The organism is Actinoplanes sp. NPDC021490 (assembly GCF_055562135.1).
In genome coordinates, this window is sequence record NZ_JBVHFW010000005.1 from 348798 (window position 1) to 365962 (window position 17165).

At 70.9% G+C, this 17165-nt stretch carries 18 protein-coding genes; 4 read left to right on the plus strand and 14 right to left on the minus strand.

Translation table 11 applies throughout. The features are described from left to right. Positions 1–8 precede the first annotated feature (8 nt). From ACZ3I4_RS16485 to ACZ3I4_RS16515, 7 genes are all read right to left on the minus strand, one after another. Positions 9–1595: a bifunctional uroporphyrinogen-III C-methyltransferase/uroporphyrinogen-III synthase gene (locus tag ACZ3I4_RS16485; protein ID WP_465382762.1), complete on the minus strand. Its 1587-nt coding sequence runs from the start codon at positions 1593–1595 to the stop codon at positions 9–11. Next, positions 1592–2521, minus strand: coding sequence for a hydroxymethylbilane synthase (hemC, locus tag ACZ3I4_RS16490; RefSeq protein ID WP_465382763.1), 930 nt, complete (start codon positions 2519–2521; stop codon positions 1592–1594). Before hemC ends, ACZ3I4_RS16485 begins: the two co-directional genes overlap by 4 nt. Beyond that, on the minus strand, positions 2518–3807 hold the full coding sequence (locus ACZ3I4_RS16495; protein WP_465382764.1) for a glutamyl-tRNA reductase: 1290 nt from the start codon (positions 3805–3807) through the stop codon (positions 2518–2520). The genes hemC and ACZ3I4_RS16495 overlap by 4 nt, the downstream gene beginning before the upstream one ends. Beyond that, positions 3804–4562: a redox-sensing transcriptional repressor Rex gene (locus ACZ3I4_RS16500; RefSeq protein ID WP_465382765.1), complete on the minus strand. Its 759-nt coding sequence runs from the start codon at positions 4560–4562 to the stop codon at positions 3804–3806. The genes ACZ3I4_RS16495 and ACZ3I4_RS16500 overlap by 4 nt, the downstream gene beginning before the upstream one ends. Before the next feature lie 215 nt (positions 4563–4777). Further along, the gene (locus ACZ3I4_RS16505; protein ID WP_465382766.1) at positions 4778–5419 is read right to left on the minus strand and encodes an HAD family hydrolase; all 642 of its coding nucleotides are present in this window, start codon (positions 5417–5419) and stop codon (positions 4778–4780) included. Between the two features lie 10 nt (positions 5420–5429). After that, the gene (locus ACZ3I4_RS16510) at positions 5430–5678 is read right to left on the minus strand and encodes a glutaredoxin family protein (protein ID WP_465382767.1); all 249 of its coding nucleotides are present in this window, start codon (positions 5676–5678) and stop codon (positions 5430–5432) included. A gap of 11 nt (positions 5679–5689) precedes the next feature. Further along, positions 5690–7231, minus strand: a complete 1542-nt coding sequence (locus ACZ3I4_RS16515; protein ID WP_465382768.1) for an AMP-binding protein — start codon at positions 7229–7231, stop codon at positions 5690–5692. Positions 7232–7663: 432 nt separating this feature from the next. Here ACZ3I4_RS16515 and ACZ3I4_RS16520 point away from each other — a divergent pair, with 432 nt between their 5' ends. Continuing rightward, positions 7664–8524, plus strand: a complete 861-nt coding sequence (locus ACZ3I4_RS16520; RefSeq protein WP_465383015.1) for an ECF subfamily RNA polymerase sigma factor, BldN family — start codon at positions 7664–7666, stop codon at positions 8522–8524. Between the two features lie 349 nt (positions 8525–8873). Beyond that, a complete protein-coding gene (locus ACZ3I4_RS16525) occupies positions 8874–10082 on the plus strand; it encodes a DUF5667 domain-containing protein (RefSeq protein ID WP_465382769.1) in 1209 nt (402 codons plus the stop codon). A gap of 100 nt (positions 10083–10182) precedes the next feature. Here the strand turns inward: ACZ3I4_RS16525 and ACZ3I4_RS16530 are convergent, their stop codons facing one another. The 5 genes from ACZ3I4_RS16530 to ACZ3I4_RS16550 form a co-directional block, all read right to left on the minus strand. Further along, entirely contained in the window at positions 10183–11190 is a 1008-nt protein-coding gene (locus tag ACZ3I4_RS16530) for a lysophospholipid acyltransferase family protein (RefSeq protein WP_465382770.1), read from the minus strand. Further along, positions 11187–12251 carry an NAD-dependent epimerase/dehydratase family protein gene (locus ACZ3I4_RS16535; protein ID WP_465382771.1) on the minus strand — a complete coding sequence of 355 codons (1065 nt, stop codon included), beginning with the start codon at positions 12249–12251 and terminating at the stop codon, positions 11187–11189. Before ACZ3I4_RS16535 ends, ACZ3I4_RS16530 begins: the two co-directional genes overlap by 4 nt. Before the next feature lie 98 nt (positions 12252–12349). Further along, positions 12350–12451 carry a 30S ribosomal protein bS22 gene (locus ACZ3I4_RS16540; RefSeq protein ID WP_007465623.1) on the minus strand — a complete coding sequence of 34 codons (102 nt, stop codon included), beginning with the start codon at positions 12449–12451 and terminating at the stop codon, positions 12350–12352. Positions 12452–12659: 208 nt separating this feature from the next. After that, positions 12660–12872, minus strand: a complete 213-nt coding sequence (locus ACZ3I4_RS16545; RefSeq protein ID WP_127498359.1) for a helix-turn-helix domain-containing protein — start codon at positions 12870–12872, stop codon at positions 12660–12662. Positions 12873–13071: 199 nt separating this feature from the next. Beyond that, positions 13072–13989 (minus strand): proline dehydrogenase family protein, encoded by a 918-nt coding sequence (locus ACZ3I4_RS16550; protein ID WP_465382772.1) that lies wholly within the window; start codon positions 13987–13989, stop codon positions 13072–13074. 108 nt (positions 13990–14097) lie between these two features. Between ACZ3I4_RS16550 and ACZ3I4_RS16555 the strand changes: the two genes are divergently transcribed. Beyond that, positions 14098–14658, plus strand: coding sequence for a CGNR zinc finger domain-containing protein (locus tag ACZ3I4_RS16555; protein WP_465382773.1), 561 nt, complete (start codon positions 14098–14100; stop codon positions 14656–14658). 9 nt (positions 14659–14667) lie between these two features. Here ACZ3I4_RS16555 and ACZ3I4_RS16560 read toward each other — a convergent pair whose 3' ends face one another. Continuing rightward, the gene (locus ACZ3I4_RS16560) at positions 14668–15489 is read right to left on the minus strand and encodes a sugar phosphate isomerase/epimerase family protein (RefSeq protein ID WP_465382774.1); all 822 of its coding nucleotides are present in this window, start codon (positions 15487–15489) and stop codon (positions 14668–14670) included. Between the two features lie 111 nt (positions 15490–15600). Here ACZ3I4_RS16560 and ACZ3I4_RS16565 point away from each other — a divergent pair, with 111 nt between their 5' ends. Beyond that, positions 15601–16464, plus strand: coding sequence for a DUF3109 family protein (locus ACZ3I4_RS16565; RefSeq protein WP_465382775.1), 864 nt, complete (start codon positions 15601–15603; stop codon positions 16462–16464). A gap of 4 nt (positions 16465–16468) precedes the next feature. Here the strand turns inward: ACZ3I4_RS16565 and ACZ3I4_RS16570 are convergent, their stop codons facing one another. After that, positions 16469–17152: a response regulator transcription factor gene (locus tag ACZ3I4_RS16570; RefSeq protein ID WP_020512993.1), complete on the minus strand. Its 684-nt coding sequence runs from the start codon at positions 17150–17152 to the stop codon at positions 16469–16471. Positions 17153–17165 lie beyond the last annotated feature (13 nt).

The window sequence follows — 17165 nt, forward strand, 5'->3', positions numbered from 1 at the left end:
GACGCTCCTTAGCGGAAACGAAGAGCCGTGGGCCCCTGCACCTTGGAGCCGCGACGCTGCTTGGCCGGCATCGCGGCCAGCTTCTCGCGCAGCTCCACCGCGTACGACGCCAGCGCCTCGACCAGATCCGGCACCGAAGCGTGCTGGGGCTGGACGTCGACGCGCAGGCCGAACTCCGTGGCCGTCTCGGCGGTCTTGGGGCCGATCACCGCGACGACCGTACGGGCGTGCGGCTTGCCGGCGATGCCGACCAGGTTGCGTACGGTGCTGGACGAGGTGAAGAGCACCGCGTCGAAGCCACCCGACTTGATGGCGTCGCGGATCTCGGCCGGCGGCGGCGCGGCCCGCACCGTCCGGTACGCGGTCACGTCGTCCACCTCCCAGCCCCGCTCGATCAGGCCGGCGGCCAGCGTCTCGGTGGCGATGTCGGCCCGCGGCAGCAGCACCCGGCCGACCGGGTCGAGGATCTCGTCGTGCGGCGAGAACTCGGCCAGCAGGCCCTCGCTGGACTGCTCGCCCTGGGGAAGCAGCTCGGGCTGGATGCCGAACGCGCGGACCGCCTCGGCGGTGGCCTCACCGATGCAGGCAATCTTTACGCCGCCGAAGTGGCGGGCGTCGAGACCGTGCTCGTCGAACTTCTCCCAGACCGCGCGGACCGCGTTGACCGAGGTGAAGACGACCCACGCGTACCGGCCGTCGACCAGGCCCTTGACCGCGCGTTCCATCTGGGCCGGGGTGCGCGGGGGCTCGACCGCGATGGTCGGCACCTCGCACGGGATCGCGCCGTAGGCCCGCAGCCGGGCACTCATCGCGCCGGCCTGCTCCTTGGTCCGCGGCACCAGGACCTTCCAGCCGTACAGCGGCCGGTTCTCCCACCAGCTCATCGCGTCGCGCTGGCCGACGTCGGAGCCGACGGTCAGCACCACGCGGCCGGTGAAGCCGAGCGCGGCGGCGACGAAGCTGTCGACCGTCGAGGTGGTCGTGTACTGCGTCTCGCCGGTGCCGTCGCCGGTCACCGCAACCGGGATGCCCGGCTCGACGCCCGCGGCCAGCAGCCCGTCGCGGACGGCGGCGAGGTCACCCGCGTCGACGGCGACGGCGAACGAGCCCTTGAGCGCCGCGGTGGCCAGCGCGTCGAAGTCGAGTGCGGTCACGTCGCCGACGTCGGCCGTGACCCGCACGCCGGGCAGCGGGACACCCGCGTACGTGGCGACGCCCTCGGCCTGGCCCAGGCCGGGCACGACCTCGAAGTGCACCGCGGTGCGAGCGACCGCCTGCACCTCCTTGACCACGGCCTCGTGACCGAACGGGTCACCGGCCACCAGGTGCACGGCGGACAGGCCCGACTTGGCCGCGGAGAGCAGCACCTTGGCCACGTCGCCGGGCGCTCCCTCGGCCGGGCTGAACTGAGCGTCCTCCTTGGCCTCCGACCGGATCGCGGTCAGCAGGGATTCGGGCACCCCTCGGTCGTAGACCACCTGGTCGGCCTCGGTGAGCGCGGCGTGCGCGCGGCGGGTGAGCAGTTCCGGGTCGCCGGGTCCGGCGCCGACGAACGCGATGCGTCCAGCTGGCTTGCGGGCGGTGCGGGTGGTCATTCTGTGCTCCCGATCAGGGTGTCGGCGCCGGCGTCGAGGAGATCGGCGGCGAGCGCCTTGCCGATCTCCGCCGCGTCGGCGGGCGTTCCGGTGCGCGACAGCCGGATGGCTCGAACCCCATCCGGGCTGATCACCGCACCGCGCAGGTAAATCTCGTCGCCTTCCTCGCCCTCGGCGAGTTCGGCGTGGGCCGCGACCGGGGCGGAACACCCGGCCTCGAGCGTGGCGAGCATCGCCCGTTCCGCCGTGACGGCGGCCCGGGACGCTGCGTCGTCGAGCGAGGCCAGCAATTCCACCAGGTCTGCGTCGTCGGCCCGGCACTCCACGGCCAGCGCGCCCTGGGCGGGGGCGGGCAGCATGAGCATCGGGTCGAGCGTTTCTGCGATCTCGGCGACCCTGCCGATACGCACCACACCGGCCCGGGCGAGAACGACGGCATCCAGATCGGCCTCGGGTCCGTGAACCCGGGCGATCCGGCTGTCGATGTTTCCGCGGATCGGCGTGACCTGCAACTCTAGGCCCAAAGCATGCAATTGCGCGATTCGGCGCACCGCGCCGGTTCCGATCACGGAGCCCGGCGGGAGCTCGGCCAGCGTCTGGCCACCCTGGCTGATCAGCACGTCGCGCGGGTCCTCGCGCGGCGGGATGGCCGCGATGTGCAGACCCGGGTGCGCCGCGGTGGGCAGGTCCTTGTATGAGTGGACAGCGAAGTCGATCTCGCCGGCGAGCAGCGCGTCACGCAGCGCCGAGACGAAGACGCCGACGCCGAGCTGGGCCACCGGGGCCGCGGAGCGGTCGCCGGGCGTGATGATCCGCACCAGCTCGACCGGGCGGCCGGTGGCCGCGGTGAGCGCGTCGGCGGTCAGCTGCGACTGGGCGAGCGCCAGGGCACTGCCGCGCGTGCCGAGGCGCAAAGGCGTACTCACGCCTGTCCTCCGATCTCGGGAACCGCATTGGCGGGTGTGGCATGGGGCACGTCCAGGTCGAACAGCTCGCGCAGCAGTGCGGCGTACTGATCACCACCGGGCTCGGCGGCCAGCTGGCGCACCCGCACGGTGGGCGAGTGCAGCAACTGCTGGACGACGCGATGCAGCGTACGGGAAACGTCGGCTCGTTGCTCCTCGGAGAATTCCGACCGGCGGGAGTAGAGCTTGCGCAGCTCGGCGGTGACGACGTCCTCGGCCCGGGAACGCAGCGCGGCCACGGTCGGCGCGATGTCGGAGCCGCGCAGCCAGGCCAGGAAGTGGTCGACCTCGCTCGCGACGATCTGCTCGACGGCGGCGGTCTCGGCCGCGGCCGGCATCGACCGCCGCATGGAGGCCAGGCTGTCGATGTCGATCACGGTGATTCCGGGGATGCCGGTGGCGTCGGCGGCGACGTCGCGCGGGACGGCCAGATCGAGTACGACCAGCGGCGCGGCGGCCTCGAGCCGTTCGCGGGTGAGCACCGGCTCGGTCGACGCGGTGGCCGAGACGACCAGGCCGGCCTCGCGCAGGGCGGCGTCCAGCTCGTCGTAGGGAACGGCCACGGCCCCGTACGCCTCGGCGAGCCGGTCGGCCCGGGCGGCGCTCCGGTTGGTGATCCGCAGCGGCCCCACTCCGGCCCGGGTCAGCGTGGCCACCGAGAGGGCGCCCATCGCGCCCGCGCCGATCACCAGCGCGCGGCTCCCGGTCAGGTCGCCCAGCTCGCTCTCGGCCACGTCGAGCGCGGCGGTCACGACGCTCTGCCCGGCCCGGTCGATCCCGGTCTCGGAGTGCGCCCGCTTGCCGACCCGCAGCGCCTGCTGCATCAGCTCGTGCAGCAGACGGCCGGCCGTGTCGGACTCGGTGGCCACGTGGTAGGCGTCGCGCAGCTGGCCGAGGATCTGGGACTCGCCCACGACCATCGAATCGAGACCGCTGGAGACCTTGAACGAGTGCAGCACCGCCGCCTCGTCGTAGTGCACGTAGAGGTGACCGGCGAGCTCGGTGGCCGGGATGCCGGACACCTCGGACAGCACGTTGCAGATGTCGCCCAGGCCGCCGTGGAAGGTGCTGACCGCGGCGTAGATCTCGACCCGGTTACAGGTGGACAGCACGACCGCCTCGCCCACGAACGGCTGCGCGACGAGCTTCTCCAGCAGGCCGGGCACCGCGTCGTCGGCGATGACGAGCCGCTCGAGCGTGGCGACATCGGCGGTGCGGTAGGACGCACCGACGCTGAGGAGATTCACGACCCGACCGCCTCCTGATTGCCCGCCGCGGTGGCCGACCGGCCGCCCGGCAGCGCCGTCAACGACGCCTTGCGGTGTTCGTGGAAAGAGAGAATCTGCAGCTCGATGGCCAGGTCGACCTTGCGCACGTCGACGTTGGCCGGAACCGCGAGCACACACGGAGCGAAGTTGAGGATGCTGGTGACGCCCGCGTCGACCAGCACGTCGGCCACGGCCTGGGCGGCGGCGGCCGGGGTGGCGATCACACCGATCGCGATGTTTTCCTCCACGGCGACCCGGCCCAGCTCCTCGATGTGCCGGACGACGAGGCCCTGGATCTGTTCGCCGACCTTGGCCTCGTCGGCGTCGAACAGCGCGACGATCTTGAAGCCGCGGCTGGCGAACCCGTCGTAGCCGGCCAGCGCGTGACCGAGGTTACCGAGACCGACCAGGCAGACCGCCCGGCGCTGATCGAGGCCGAGAACGTACTCGATCTGCTCGATGAGCAGGGTCACGTCGTAACCCACGCCACGGGTGCCGTACGACCCGAGGTGGGAGAGGTCCTTGCGGAGCTTCGCCGAGTTGACCCCGGCCGCGGCGGCCAGCCCTTCACTCGAGATCGTGTCCGACCCGCGCTCGCCCAAGTTGTGCAGGGCACGCAGATATTCGGGCAGCCGTGCGATCGTGGCCTCCGGCAGATCCGGAAAGGCCTGCACCGCACCGGCTCGATCGCCGGGGGTGCTGCCGGGCGTAACTCCGTGACGCTGCTGGCTCATCTGACTCCGTGCCGACGAGGTGGCGAACCTGCGAACCCTCGGGCGCCTGGACTTACCGGCTGTGCTACCGGGGCTCTTCGGCATCAAAGACTAGGCGCTTGTGAAGGCGTGCACAAATCGCGATCTTGGTAGTGCGGGTGGACAAAGATCATCTGGCGTGATAATGACCCGAACCGTTGAAGTATGACCGGTTCGCCCCGCCACCGACCACCCTGCTACAGCGTACGGGCGATCGCGACCGCTTCGACGAGAGTGTCCGCGACCGGACGACCCGAGGCTCGCAACCGGGACGGGTCGGTGAAGCCGCCGGTGTAGAGCACGATCTCGCCCCCGACGGCGTCGGCCGCCGCGGCGTCGTCGAGCGAGTCGCCGATCAGCACCACCTCGCTGCCGGTCAGGCCCAGCTCGGCCAGGTGCTCGGCCAGGTGGCCCGCCTTGAGGTGCCCGCCGATCTCGGTGCGCAGCCCGTCGACCCGGGTGAAGACCCCGCTCAGCCCGTACGTCTCGAGGGCCGGCACCAGCTCCGAGTGGAACCACATGGACAGCAGCGACTGCGAGCCCGGCCACTCCTTGAGCGCCGCCGACGCGTCCGCGGCCAGCGTCATGTTGGTCAGACCCAGCCGGTACGCGTCGTGGAAGATGCGGTCGAGCCGGCCGAACTCCTCGTCGTCGACCGCGCGCCCGAGGATCTCGGCATAGAACTCGGCCACCGGCCGGCGGAACCGGCTGCGATGCTCGTCGGCGTCGACCAGCCGCCCGCCGATCGCCGTGAAGGCCTCGTTCGTGGACGAGACCACGAGGCTGAGGTCGTCGAGCAGGGTGCCGTTCCAGTCCCAGACAAGGTGAGTGCGCGCCACGGCGAACAACTTACAGGCGGGGCTCCCCCGGCGGCCGGGCCAGATCCCGGAGCAGCCGGGACTCCTCGACCTGCCAATACCCGTGCTCGGCCCCGTCGAGCAGCACGACCGGCACCCGGTCGCCGTAGTCGCGCTCGAGGTCGATCGACGAGTCGACGTCGACCCGGATCCACTGGCCGGGCACGATGCGATCGAGCACCGCCTCGGCCTGTTCGCACAGGTGGCAGCCGTCCCGGCTGATCAGGGTCACTCGGCTCATGACACTCCTCGCTAGCTCAGCTCTCGCTTGCGCACCTTGCCGGTCGCCGAGTGGGGAAGCTCACGCACCAGCTCGACCGACGGCAGCTTGAACCGCGCGAGCTGCGCGGCACAGAAGACCTGCAGTTCGGCGGGGGTGGGCGGCGGGTCGATGGCGGCCACGACGTACGCGTGCGGCCGCTGCCCGGCGTCATGATCGGGCACGCCGACCACGGCCGATTCGGCCACGCCGGGATGCGTGCCGAGCACCCGCTCGATCTCGGCCGGATAGACGTTGAAGCCGTGCACCAGGATCAGCTCGTCGATCCGGTCGACCAGGTGCAGGTCGCCCTCGCCGTCCGCGTAGGCCACGTCGCCGGTCGCCCACCAGCCACCGGCGTCCGGCCCGCCGCGCCCGTCCGGCCAGTAGCCGGAGAACAGGTTGGCCCCGCGCACCACGATCTCGCCCGGGTCGGTGCCGGCCACATCCTCGATCGAAAGGTCGAACTCGGCCAGGTCCTCCTCCGGCGAGGCGGTGCCGTCCTCCCAGAGGACCTGACCGCCGGTCGAGCGCAGCCGCAGCGACACCCCGGGCAGCGGTCGGCCGATAGAGCCGGGCTTGCCGCGGTCGCTGACGGCGGTGGTCGTGAGCACCGGCGCGGTCTCGGTCAGCCCGTACCCGACCAGGATGCTCTTGCCGGTCGCGGCGCCGAACCGGGCCATCTCGTCCGGGGCCAGCGGCGCGGCCCCGCACACCGCGGTCCGCACGCTGCCCAGCGCGACCTTCACGCCCGGCTGCCGGGACCAGGCCGAATACATGCCCGGCACGCCCACCACCACGGTCACCGCGCGCTCGGCGATCACCGCCAGCGAGGCCGCCGGGTCGAACCGGTCGATCAGCACGCCGGTCGCCGCGTGGTGGGCGACGCTGCCGAGGCCGGTGTTCAGCCCGTACGCGTGGAACATCGGGACAGGTAGCAGCACCACGTCGTCCGGGCCGACCACGGGCGGGTCGATCGCGTCGAGCTGATCGTGGTTGGCGGCCAGCGCGGCGTGGGTCAGCATCGCGCCCTTCGGCCGCCCGCTGGTGCCCGAGGTGTAGAGCAGCACGGCCAGATCACCGGCCGACACGTACGGCAGTTCCCCGCCCGCCTCGTGCGGCGCTTCCCCGCCCGCCTCGTCCGGATCCAAGCTTGCCCGTACGCGGGGAGGCTCGCTCTCTTGATCGGCCTCCGCCGCGATGACCAGGGCCGCACCCGAGTCGGCGATCGCGTGATCGAGCTCGTCGGCCGTGTATCCGGGGTTGAGCGGCACGGCGACACGCCCCGCCCGCAGGACGCCGAAGAAGGTCACGACGAAATCGACCGAGTTGCCGAGCACGATCGCGACCCGTTCGTCCGGTGGCACGAGCGCGGCCACCCGATGCGCGGCCGCGGTCACCCGCCGATCAACATCGGACCAGGTCAGCTCGGCGTCGGTGGTGATCAGCGCGAGGCCCTGGGGCCGGCGCGCGGCGGCCCCGGCGACCGGGTCGCGGGCTGCTTCGTCCACGAGGCACGAGTCTGGCACAAACATCCACGGAAGTGGACGGCGGACAGGATGTCCGTCGCGCAAACACCCGTGTCGGTCATCGTGGCAGACGTTCCTTGTGTCTTGTCTGCGCCACTTCGTACTATTTTTGCGCAGCGCACACGGAGTGCGACTCCGTGTGTTCGGGGTCCGTGATACTTCGCGTCTAAGTAACGGACTCCAAAACCCTGGGTGAGGTCGGTCGGCATTTTCGCGGGCCACTTCACCCGTTTTGCTATGAGTGATCACCCCTCATCCCGAGGAGGCCGCTGTGCCACAAGCACGAAAAAACTGCGAATCCCAGTCTGGCGGGGCGGATCAGCAGTCGGAGCAGAGTCGCCGGGTCGAGGAGGCGCAGTGAGTCATGTTTACGCCGGGGATCCGTACCGCCCATCCCTCGCCGACAGTCTGACGGGCCTCCGCCACTCGGTCGACGACCTGATCGTCAACACCATCCGCGGTGACGGCCCCAAACGCACCCGCAACCGCCCGCACGTCAACGAGTCACCGAACCAGCGGATGCCCCCGACCGGCAACGCCAAGCCGATGGCCGGGGGCGGCCGGGTGGCCGTGCCCGGGCGCCCGCCGATGCCGGCGCAGCCGACCGCCGGCCAGCGCAGCAACCTGCCGGACGCGGTGGGCGAGCAGACCGTCGTCGTGCCCTCGCAGAGCACAACCGGGCCGCAGCGGGACGCCGAGCCACCGAAGTATCCGGCCCGGCCCGACCCCGGTGACGCCGCCGCCGAGGTGTGGGCGCTGGTCGAGCGGGCCCAGGCCGGCGAGTCCGAGGCGTTCGGGCTGATCTACGACCGGTATGTCGACACGGTGTTCCGCTTCGTCTACTTCCGGGTCGGCAACCGCCAGCTCGCCGAGGACCTGACGTCGGACACGTTCCTGCGCGCGCTCAAGCGGATCGGCAGCTTCACCTGGCAGGGCCGCGACCTCGGCGCCTGGCTGGTGACGATCGCCCGCAACCTGGTCGCCGACCACTTCAAGTCCGGTCGTTACCGCCTCGAGGTGACCACCGGCGACGTGCTCGACGCCGATCGCGAGGCGCGCGGGCCGGAGGGCAGCCCGGAGTCGTCGGTGGTCGACCACATCACCAACGTCGCCTTGCTGACCGCGGTCAAGCAGCTCAACCCGGAGCAGCAGGAGTGCATCGTGCTGCGGTTCCTGCAGGGCTTCTCGGTGGCCGAGACCGCGCAGACCATGGGCAAGAACGAGGGCGCGATCAAGGCCTTGCAGTATCGCGCCGTCCGCGCGCTGGCCCGCCTCCTGCCCGACGGGTTCCAGGCGTGACCGCCTGCACCGAGCGGCAGCCAGCCGCAGCCGACAAACGGCCTCGCAGGCGAGGGCCAGAAGGGCACGCCAACAGCAAGCTCAGCGTGACCGCCTGCACCGAGCGGCACGCAGCCGCAGCCGATAGACGGCCTCGCAGGCGAGGGCCAGAAGGGCACGCCAACAGCAAGCTCAGCGTGATGCCACTCTCGCCCATTACCCGATGCGGGCCGTTGTCCCCCGTAACCGGGGACGCGTGTCGCGCGTTTGTCCGAGTGCGACCCCGGAAGGCACTGTCGGCCACCGGCATCGTCGCGACCGCCGGCGATGCAGCCGGCGAGACATTCACGAGCGAGGGGAGGTGCCCGCGGTGAGATTCGATTTTCTGGACCGGCGGAGCGCCGAGCGCTTCGCGGAGCTTCTCGACGAGACCACCGGCGGCCCCCGGCACCACAGCCGTGTCCCGGCCGACGAGCAGCTCGCCGAGCTGGTCGCCATCGGCAACAGCCTGTCCACGGCACGGCCCGGCGCCCGGGTCGATCCCGAGTTCCGCACCGGGCTGAGGGCCATGCTGGTCGCCACCGCCGAGCGGGACGGCATCGGCCGCACCGCGACCGCCGTCGATGAGCCCGCCACCGCCGTCAACGCCCAGCCTGACACGGCCCGCGCCGGTCGGCTGAAGCACGGACTGCTCGGCCACGGCGGCCGCATCCGGGCCCGGGGCGCGATCGTCATCGGGGTCGCCGCGGGCGCCCTGGCGGTCTCTGGGATCTCCGCGGCCAGCGAGAACGCGTCTCCGGGCGACGCACTCTACGGCGTCAAGCGCTCGACCGAGAAAGCCCAGCTGGCTATGGCCGGCTCGGACGTCACCCGGGGGCAGCTGTCCCTGGACTTCGCGCGCAACCGGCTCAGCGAGGCGGTCGCCATGAAGGGCGACGACGGCGGGTTCGCCGGCGTGCTGGACGACATGGACGCGGACACCCGCAAGGGCGTCAAGCTGCTGACCACCTCGGCGGTCGCCCGCCGGGACATCAAGCCGCTGGCCACGGTGGACACGTTCGCCGATCGGCAGCGCCGCACGCTGAGCCCGGCGCTGGACAAGCTCTCGTCGGCCAACCAGGAGCGGGCGTTCAAGTCGATCGCGCTGCTGGACTCGGCCAGCGGGCGCGCGCAGTCTCTGCGTACGAGCCTGACCTGCGGCAACGTGGCTCCGACGGGCTCCGACGCGCTCGGGCCCAAGCTGAAGGGCTGCGCGACCGGCAACGGCATGGACGACACCCAGGCGGCGCCGTCGAAGCCGTCCGGGCACAACAGCAACGGCAAGCCGGCCACCCGCCCGAGCAACAAGAACAAGCCGACGGCCAAACCGCGTAAGAGCGGCCCGGCTGTCGCGCCCACCGCCTCGACCGACGCCGGGGTGACGGGTCAGCGTACGCGGACGAGCGCTCCGGCCCTTCCGCTCGGCGGCACCCCGGTGCAGTCGACGCCGCCGGCCGACGAGTTCCTGCCGGAGGAGCCGCTCAACGAGGACGAAGACATGCTGGGCGGACTGCTCGGCAACATCTTCGGGAGCGACTAGCAACAGCAGACATGGCGAGGGGCGGTTGCCGGGAGTTACCGGCTCCGCCCCTCACTTGTCACTATAGGCCCACGAGTCGTCACGATCCAGTGACTCAAAGTCACAAACCGAAGGCGTCGGGCCTTTTCTCCAGCAACTCCAGCAACGTCGCCTGGATCGTCTCGCGCACCTGGTCGGCCAGGTTGTAGACGACCATCGGATCGTCCGCGAGGTCGGTCAGATGCTCGGTCGGGATCGGCGGGCAGAACTGGATGAGCCATTTGCTCGGCAGCGGCACCAGGCCCAGCGGACCGAGCCAGGGGAAGGTCGGCGTCAACGGGAAGTACGGCACGCCGAGCAGCCGGGCCAGCGGCTTGACGTCGGCCAGGATCGGATAGATCTCCTCGGCGCCGACGATCGCCACCGGGACGATCGGGGTGCCGGTGCGCAGGGCGGCCGAGACGAACCCACCCCGGCCGAAGCGCTGCAACTTGTAGCGGTCGGCGAAGCGCTTGCCGATGCCCTTGAAGCCCTCGGGGAAGACGCCGACCAGCTCGCCCGTGCTCATCAGCCGTTCGGCGTCGGGGTTGCAGGCCACGGTGGCGCCCGACTTGCGGGCCAGCTCGCTCACGAGGGGCATGCGGAAGACCAGGTCGGCGCCGAGCAGGCGCAGATGCCGCTCCTCGGGATGCTTGTCGCGGATCGCCACACCCAGCATCAGCGCGTCGAGCGCGAGCGTGCCCGAGTGGTTGGCCACGACCAGGCCACCGCCCTTGGCCGGCACGTTCTCGATGCCGAAGACCTCGGTGCGGAACCAGTCGTGATAGAGCACCCGCAGCAGCGGCTGGAACACGGCGTCGTTGAGCTCGCGGTCGAAGCCGAACTCGTCGACCTCGTAGCTGCCGGTGAGCCGCCGGCGCAGGAAGGCCAGACCGGCGGCCACGCGCTGGTCCCAGACGTCGAGGGTGTCCGGCTCGGGGTCGCTGACGTGGTGCCCGTTCCCGTTCCCGTTCATGGACGGCACCTCCGGAATCGGGCGGCGGCCGTTGACCCGGACCGGCTCGGCCGGCCGGGGCAGCGTGAAGTCGGCGTGCCCCGGCAGCATGCCGCGAAATTCGTCCTGACTCAACGCCGGTCACCTCCGGCCGTGCTCCCGGCCCGCACCCGGCGTATCCCGTCGAGGATCGCCTTTTCGGCCGCGGCGACCCGGTCGGAGGTCACGGAGGAGCCGTTGGCGTGGCCCTTGATGAAGTCGTCGAACGCCTCGGCCGTGGTGCGCGGTGTGAAGCCGAACTCGCGGACCAGGCGGGTCGTGTCGACCACGCGGCCGTGCACGAACAGGTCGATCTGGTCGAAGCCGATCTGACCGATGCCCACGTTGCGGGCGACCCCGGCCAGCGTGGAGAGCGTGCCCTCGGGCAGCGGCACCGAGATGCGCCCGGCCCGCCGGATGGCTTGCGAGAGGGCCAGGATGCCGGTGCCGGCCACGTTGAAGGTGCCCGGGTGTTCCTCGACGATCGAGCGGTGCAGGATCTCGAGGGCGTCGTCGACGTGCACGAACTGCAGCCGGGCGTCGCGGCCGAGAACGGTCGGCACGACCGGCTGGGCAAAGTAGCGCGTCAGTGTCGTGTCGGCCGTCGAGCTGATGAACGGCGCGAAGCGCAGCACGGTGGCCGACACCTCGGGGCGCCGGCGCCGGAAGCCGCGCACGTAGCCCTCGATGTCGAGGATGTCGCGCGCGAACGAGCCTCGTGGCACGGCCCGCGGCTCGGTGTCCTCGGTGAAGACGCCGGGGTCGCGGAACGACGCGCCGTAGGCGGCCGTCGACGACCGCACCACGAGCTTGCGCAGCCGGGGTGCGGCCTGAGCGGCCGCGAGCAGCTGCATCGTGCCGATGACGTTCTGCTCTTTCATCGCGGCCCGGCCGTGCTGAGCGTCGGGCGCGCTGGTCACCGCGAGGTGCACGACGGCCTCGGCATCGAGGTCGGCGATGGCGCCGGACGCGGCGCGCGCGTCGGCCCGGATCAACTCGACATCGGCCAGCAGCTCACGCAGAGCCGTGGGCGGTTCGTGCGGATCCAGGCCGACGACACGGTCGACCCGGGAATCTGATGCGAGGCGAGCGGCCACCCGGGCGCCGAGGTATCGGCTGACTCCGGTGACCACGACGACGCTGGGCGGAGAGGTCACGTCAGGCGCACCTTCTGATGCGTACGAGTGCCCATGCTCGTGAGAAGCACGGCGTGCGGCAAGTGCCCGCCCGGCGGGGTGTCAAACCCCGCCGCGGGTCACTTGCCGAGACGGCGACGCTGGACGCGGGTCTTGCGCAGCAGCTTGCGGTGCTTCTTCTTCGCCATACGCTTGCGGCGCTTCTTGACCACGGAGCCCATACGGAATGCCTCTCGAAACCTGGTGGCTCGGCCGGGCGTGCCCTAGGCGTCACCCGAATCCGATCTGATTCGACGGCCCCGGACCACACAGCAGCCGGGAGCCAACCGCACCAGCGTACCGGCCCGGCCGGGGCCGAGCCAAAACGACCCCGGACCGGATGACCTCCGGCCGCAGAATGACCGGAAGCCGAAACGACGCGGAGCGTCCTTACGCGGTCTGCGAGAAGGCGCCGCGGAGATATTCGTGCACGGCGTGCTCGGGCACGCGGAACGACCGCCCGACGCGCACGGCGGTGAGGTCACCCCCGTGCACCAGCCGATAGACCGTCATCTTGGAGACCCTCATCAGAGCGGCCACCTCGGCCACGGTCAGGAACCGCACCTCCGAGAGCTTTTCCTCGGTCTGGGCTGGACCTGTCATGTGTCGCACCGATCCTTTCGCAGGCACAGCCGCGGAGACCGGAAAGGTCTTGCGACGCGGCGGCAAACGTGCGTGTCATAAGGACGGTATCGATACGGCTGTGACCAACGCGATACGTTCCGTGAAAAAGGCCAGAAAAAGTCAAGGGCGACACGCCGGATCTGTTGCTGTTTAGCCCGAATTGTTGCTCATGGGGTGACTAGCGCCCCACCAGACCCCGCCCGAGAACGGTCACGTTGCGCGGGCGCTCGGCCAGCCGGCGCATCAGATAGCCGTACCACTGCTGCCCGTACGGAAGATAAACGCGCACGACGTTGCCCCCGGCGGCCAGCCGGGCCTGCTCGTCGGTGCGGACGCCGTGCAGCATCTGGAACTCGTACTCGTCGGCGGTGCGGTCGAACCAGCGCGCCCGGTCCTCGGCGATGGCGATCAACCGCGGGTCGTGGGTGGCGACCATCGGATAGCCCTCGCCCGACATCAGGATGTTGAGGCAGCGCACGTACGACTTGTCGATGTCGAGCGCCGACTGGAACGCGACCGACTCCGGCTCCACGTACGCCCCCTTGCAGAGACGAACCCGCGAGCCCGACGTGGCCAGTTCGCGGCAGTCCCCCTCGGTGCGCCGCAGATGGGCCTGCAGCACCGCGCCCGTGCCCGGGTGGTCCTTGCGCAGCTCGGCCAGGATCTCCAGGGTGGAGTCGGTGAGCGTGTGGTCCTCGGCGTCCAGCGTCACCGTGGTGCCGGCCTCGTCGGCGGCCACGCAGACGGCCTGAGCGTGCTCGTAGGCCAGCTTCTCGTCGAGCCGCTGCCCGAGCAGGGACAGCTTTACACTGACCTCGGCGACCGGCGTCAGCCCCGCCCCCTTGAGCTTGCCGAGCAGCGCGCGGTATTCGTCGCGGACCGCCACCGCCTGCTCCGCGCTGCGGGTCTCGGCCGTGAGGTGGTCGAAGGTGAGCGCCAGGCCGTCGTCGGCCAGCGCGCGACCGGTGAGCAGCGCCTCGTCGGCGTCGAACCCGCCGACGAACTTGCGGACGGCGCTCTTGCTGACCGGGGCGGAGCCGGCGAGGCGCCCGAGACGGTCCGAACCGGCGGCGGCCAGGAGCAGGGAACGGAGCATGTCCCGAGGGTATCGTCCGGAACACCCGGTATCGCGAGAGTGCCACTCGGGGCCCAGTCAGCCGCAACGCTGATGTTCGACCGGCCCGGGGACGGCTACCTTTGTCGGGTGAACTTCGATGCGTACGCCCGGACCGCGGTCGACCTCGTCAACGCGGAATTGGGCGATCTCGCCGGGCTGCGGGCCCTGTTCGCCGACGAGCAGGCCTGGATGCGCGACGAGGTCGTCGAGAAGGACGTGGCGATGTTCCGCCGCGCCCAGCGTCGTCTGCGCGAGGTCTTCGAGTACGGCACCTCCGGACGCGACGCCGAAGCCGTCAAGGAGCTCAACTCCCTGCTCGAGATGTTTCCGGTGCAGCCGCGCATCTCCGGTCACGACGCCGCCGACTGGCACATGCACGTGACCAGCCGGGGCTCGTCGGTCAGCACGGAATACCTGGCCGGCGCGGTCTGGGGCCTGTCGGTGTGGCTGTGCGAATACGGCAGCGCCCGCTTCGGCATCTGTGCCGACGAGCGTTGCGGCAACGTCTATCTGGACACGTCGTCCAACAACTGCCGGCGCTTCTGCTCCGAGCGCTGCGCGACCCGCTCGCACGTGGCCGCGCACCGCGCCCGCAAGAGGGCCGAGCTGGCCGGCTCCGCTCCGCTGCGCGAGCCGGTCGCCCTGTAACAGGCCGGCTCAGGCCCGGGTGATGGCGGGCGTCGCCGATTCGGCCGGAGCGAGGTGGCGGCGGGCGAACTCGAGGGACTCCCGCAGGTCGGCCTCGCGGACCGCGCGGCTGGCCGCCTTGCGCGTCGAGACCTCGAGCGCCACCGAACCCCGGAAACCGCGCGCCGACAGCGACCGCAGCAGCTCGGCGCACGGCTGATTGCCCCGGCCGGGCACCAGGTGCTCGTCGCGGCCCTCGCCGGTGCCGTCGCCCAGGTGCACGTGCTTGAGGCCGGAACCCATCTTGTCGGCCATGCCGAGCGCGTTGATCCGCGACGCCGCACAGTGCGAGAGATCGAGCGTGTACGCGTCGAAGCCGGTCTCGGTTGGGTCCCAGCCCGGGGTGTAGGGCACGAACCAGCGGCCGGCCATCTTGACCGGGAACATGTTTTCGATCGCGAAGGACAGGTCGGGGTGCCGCGCCTGCACCTTGGCCAGACCGGCGGCGAAGTTCTTGGCGTAGTCACGCTGCCAGCTGAACGGCGGGTGCACCACGACCGTGGGGGCGCCGAGCGTCTCGGCCAGCTGGGCGGCCCGGTTGAGCCGCTCCCACGGGTCGGGGCTCCAGACCCGCTGGGTGACGAGCAGACAGGGCGCATGCACCGAGAGCACCGGCAGGTCGTAGTGGTCGGACAGACCTTTCAGCGCACCGGCGTCCTGGCTGACGCGGTCGGTCCAGACCATGACTTCGAGGCCGTCGTAACCGGTCGTGGCGGCCAGTTCGAACGCGGCGGCCGTCGGCTCGGGGAAGACCGACGAGCTGGACAGAAGCACGGGAACGCGGGAGCTCACGAGGTCAAGCGTAGACCCGATTGTCGCGTACGCCGCCTCCTCGACCGGGTATATGCGGCCATACCGGGCGTCACCACTGCTTCCGTCCCCTGCGCGCGTACGCTGTCGCGAGTGAGCCGCCGTGTCCCCATCCGTATCACCCTCGACCCCGCGGCAGCCGAGCGCGCCGCCGAGGTCGATCTCGACTTCCCTCGCGAGTGGATCGAGTTCCTCGACCCCGATGACGAGAAGCACCTGGTCCGGGCCGACCTGACCTGGTTACTGTCCCGCTGGACCTGTGTGTTCGGTTCGGCCTGTCACGGCATCGTGGCCGGCCGCGCCCAGGACGGCTGCTGCTCGCACGGAGCGTTCTTCACCGACGCCGACGACGAGAACCGGGTCAAGGCCGCCGCCGCCAAGCTGACTCCGGAGACGTGGCAGCACTACCGGCGCGGCTTCAAGAACTACACGGAGATGGACTCGATCGACGGGTCCAAGCCGGCCCGCCGCACGGCGATCCAGTCCGAGGACGGGCCGTGCGTGTTCCTCAACGACGCGGGCTTCGCGGGGGGCGGCGGCTGCGCGCTGCACGCCCAGGCGCTGCGCGACGGCGTGCACCCGCTGGACTACAAGCCGGACGTCTGCTGGCAGCTGCCGGTGCGCCGCGAGCAGGACTGGATCAAGCGGCCGGACGGGTCGAAGCTGCTCCAGTCGACGCTGACCGAGTTCGATCGGCGCGGCTGGGGGCCGGGCGGGCACGACCTCGATTGGTGGTGCACCTCGTCGCCCGAGGCCCACGTGGGCAGCGAACCGATGTACGTCTCGTACGGGCCGGAACTGAGCGCGCTGATCGGCAAGGCGGCGTACGGGAAACTGGCCGAACTCTGCGACGCCCGGCTCGCGGCCGGCCTGGTCGCGGTGCACCCGGCGACCGTGGCCGCTCAGGGACCGAAGAAGCGCGGCGGACGTGAGCCCGCCGCGCCACCGAAGTCGTAGGGGCCTACGGCTCGAACTTGTAGCCCAGGCCGCGCACCGTGACGATGTAGCGGGGCGCGGACGGCTCCGGCTCCACCTTGGAGCGCAGCCGCTTGACGTGGACGTCGAGGGTCTTGGTGTCGCCGACGTAATCGGCGCCCCAGACCCGGTCGATCAGCTGGCCGCGGGTGAGCACCCGGCCGGCGTTACGCAGCAGCAGCTCGAGCAGCTCGAACTCCTTGAGCGGGAGCTGCACCCCGGCGCCGTCGACGGTGACGACGTGCCGCTCGACGTCCATCCGCACCGGGCCGGCGGCCAGCGTCGGCGTCGAGACCTCGGCGGCCTCGGTGCCCTGACGGCGCAGGACGGCCCGGATCCGGGCCACCAGCTCGCGCGGCGAATACGGCTTGGTCACATAGTCGTCGGCGCCGATTTCGAGGCCGACGACCTTGTCGATCTCGGAGTCCCGGGCGGTGACCATGATGATCGGTACGGCGGAACGCTGCCGCAGCTGACGGCACACCTCGGTGCCGGACATCTCGGGAAGCATGAGGTCGAGCAGCACGATGTCGGCACCGGTCCGGTCGAACTGCGTCAGCGCCGAGGTCCCGGTCGGGGCGACCGACACCTCGAAGCCCTCCTTGCGCAGCATGTACGACAGGGCGTCGGAGAACGACTCCTCATCTTCGACCACGAGCACGCGGGCCAATGTGGTTCCTTCC

Coding starts and splice junctions, on each gene's coding strand:
- ACZ3I4_RS16515 (WP_465382768.1), bottom strand. CDS start 7,231: ATGTTTGTGCCAGACTCGTGCCTCGTGGACGAAGCAGCCCGCGACCCG.
- ACZ3I4_RS16545 (WP_127498359.1), bottom strand. CDS start 12,872: ATGACAGGTCCAGCCCAGACCGAGGAAAAGCTCTCGGAGGTGCGGTTC.
- ACZ3I4_RS16510 (WP_465382767.1), bottom strand. CDS start 5,678: ATGAGCCGAGTGACCCTGATCAGCCGGGACGGCTGCCACCTGTGCGAA.
- ACZ3I4_RS16550 (WP_465382772.1), bottom strand. CDS start 13,989: ATGCTCCGTTCCCTGCTCCTGGCCGCCGCCGGTTCGGACCGTCTCGGG.
- ACZ3I4_RS16500 (WP_465382765.1), bottom strand. CDS start 4,562: ATGAGCCAGCAGCGTCACGGAGTTACGCCCGGCAGCACCCCCGGCGAT.
- ACZ3I4_RS16540 (WP_007465623.1), bottom strand. CDS start 12,451: ATGGGCTCCGTGGTCAAGAAGCGCCGCAAGCGTATGGCGAAGAAGAAG.
- ACZ3I4_RS16485 (WP_465382762.1), bottom strand. CDS start 1,595: ATGACCACCCGCACCGCCCGCAAGCCAGCTGGACGCATCGCGTTCGTC.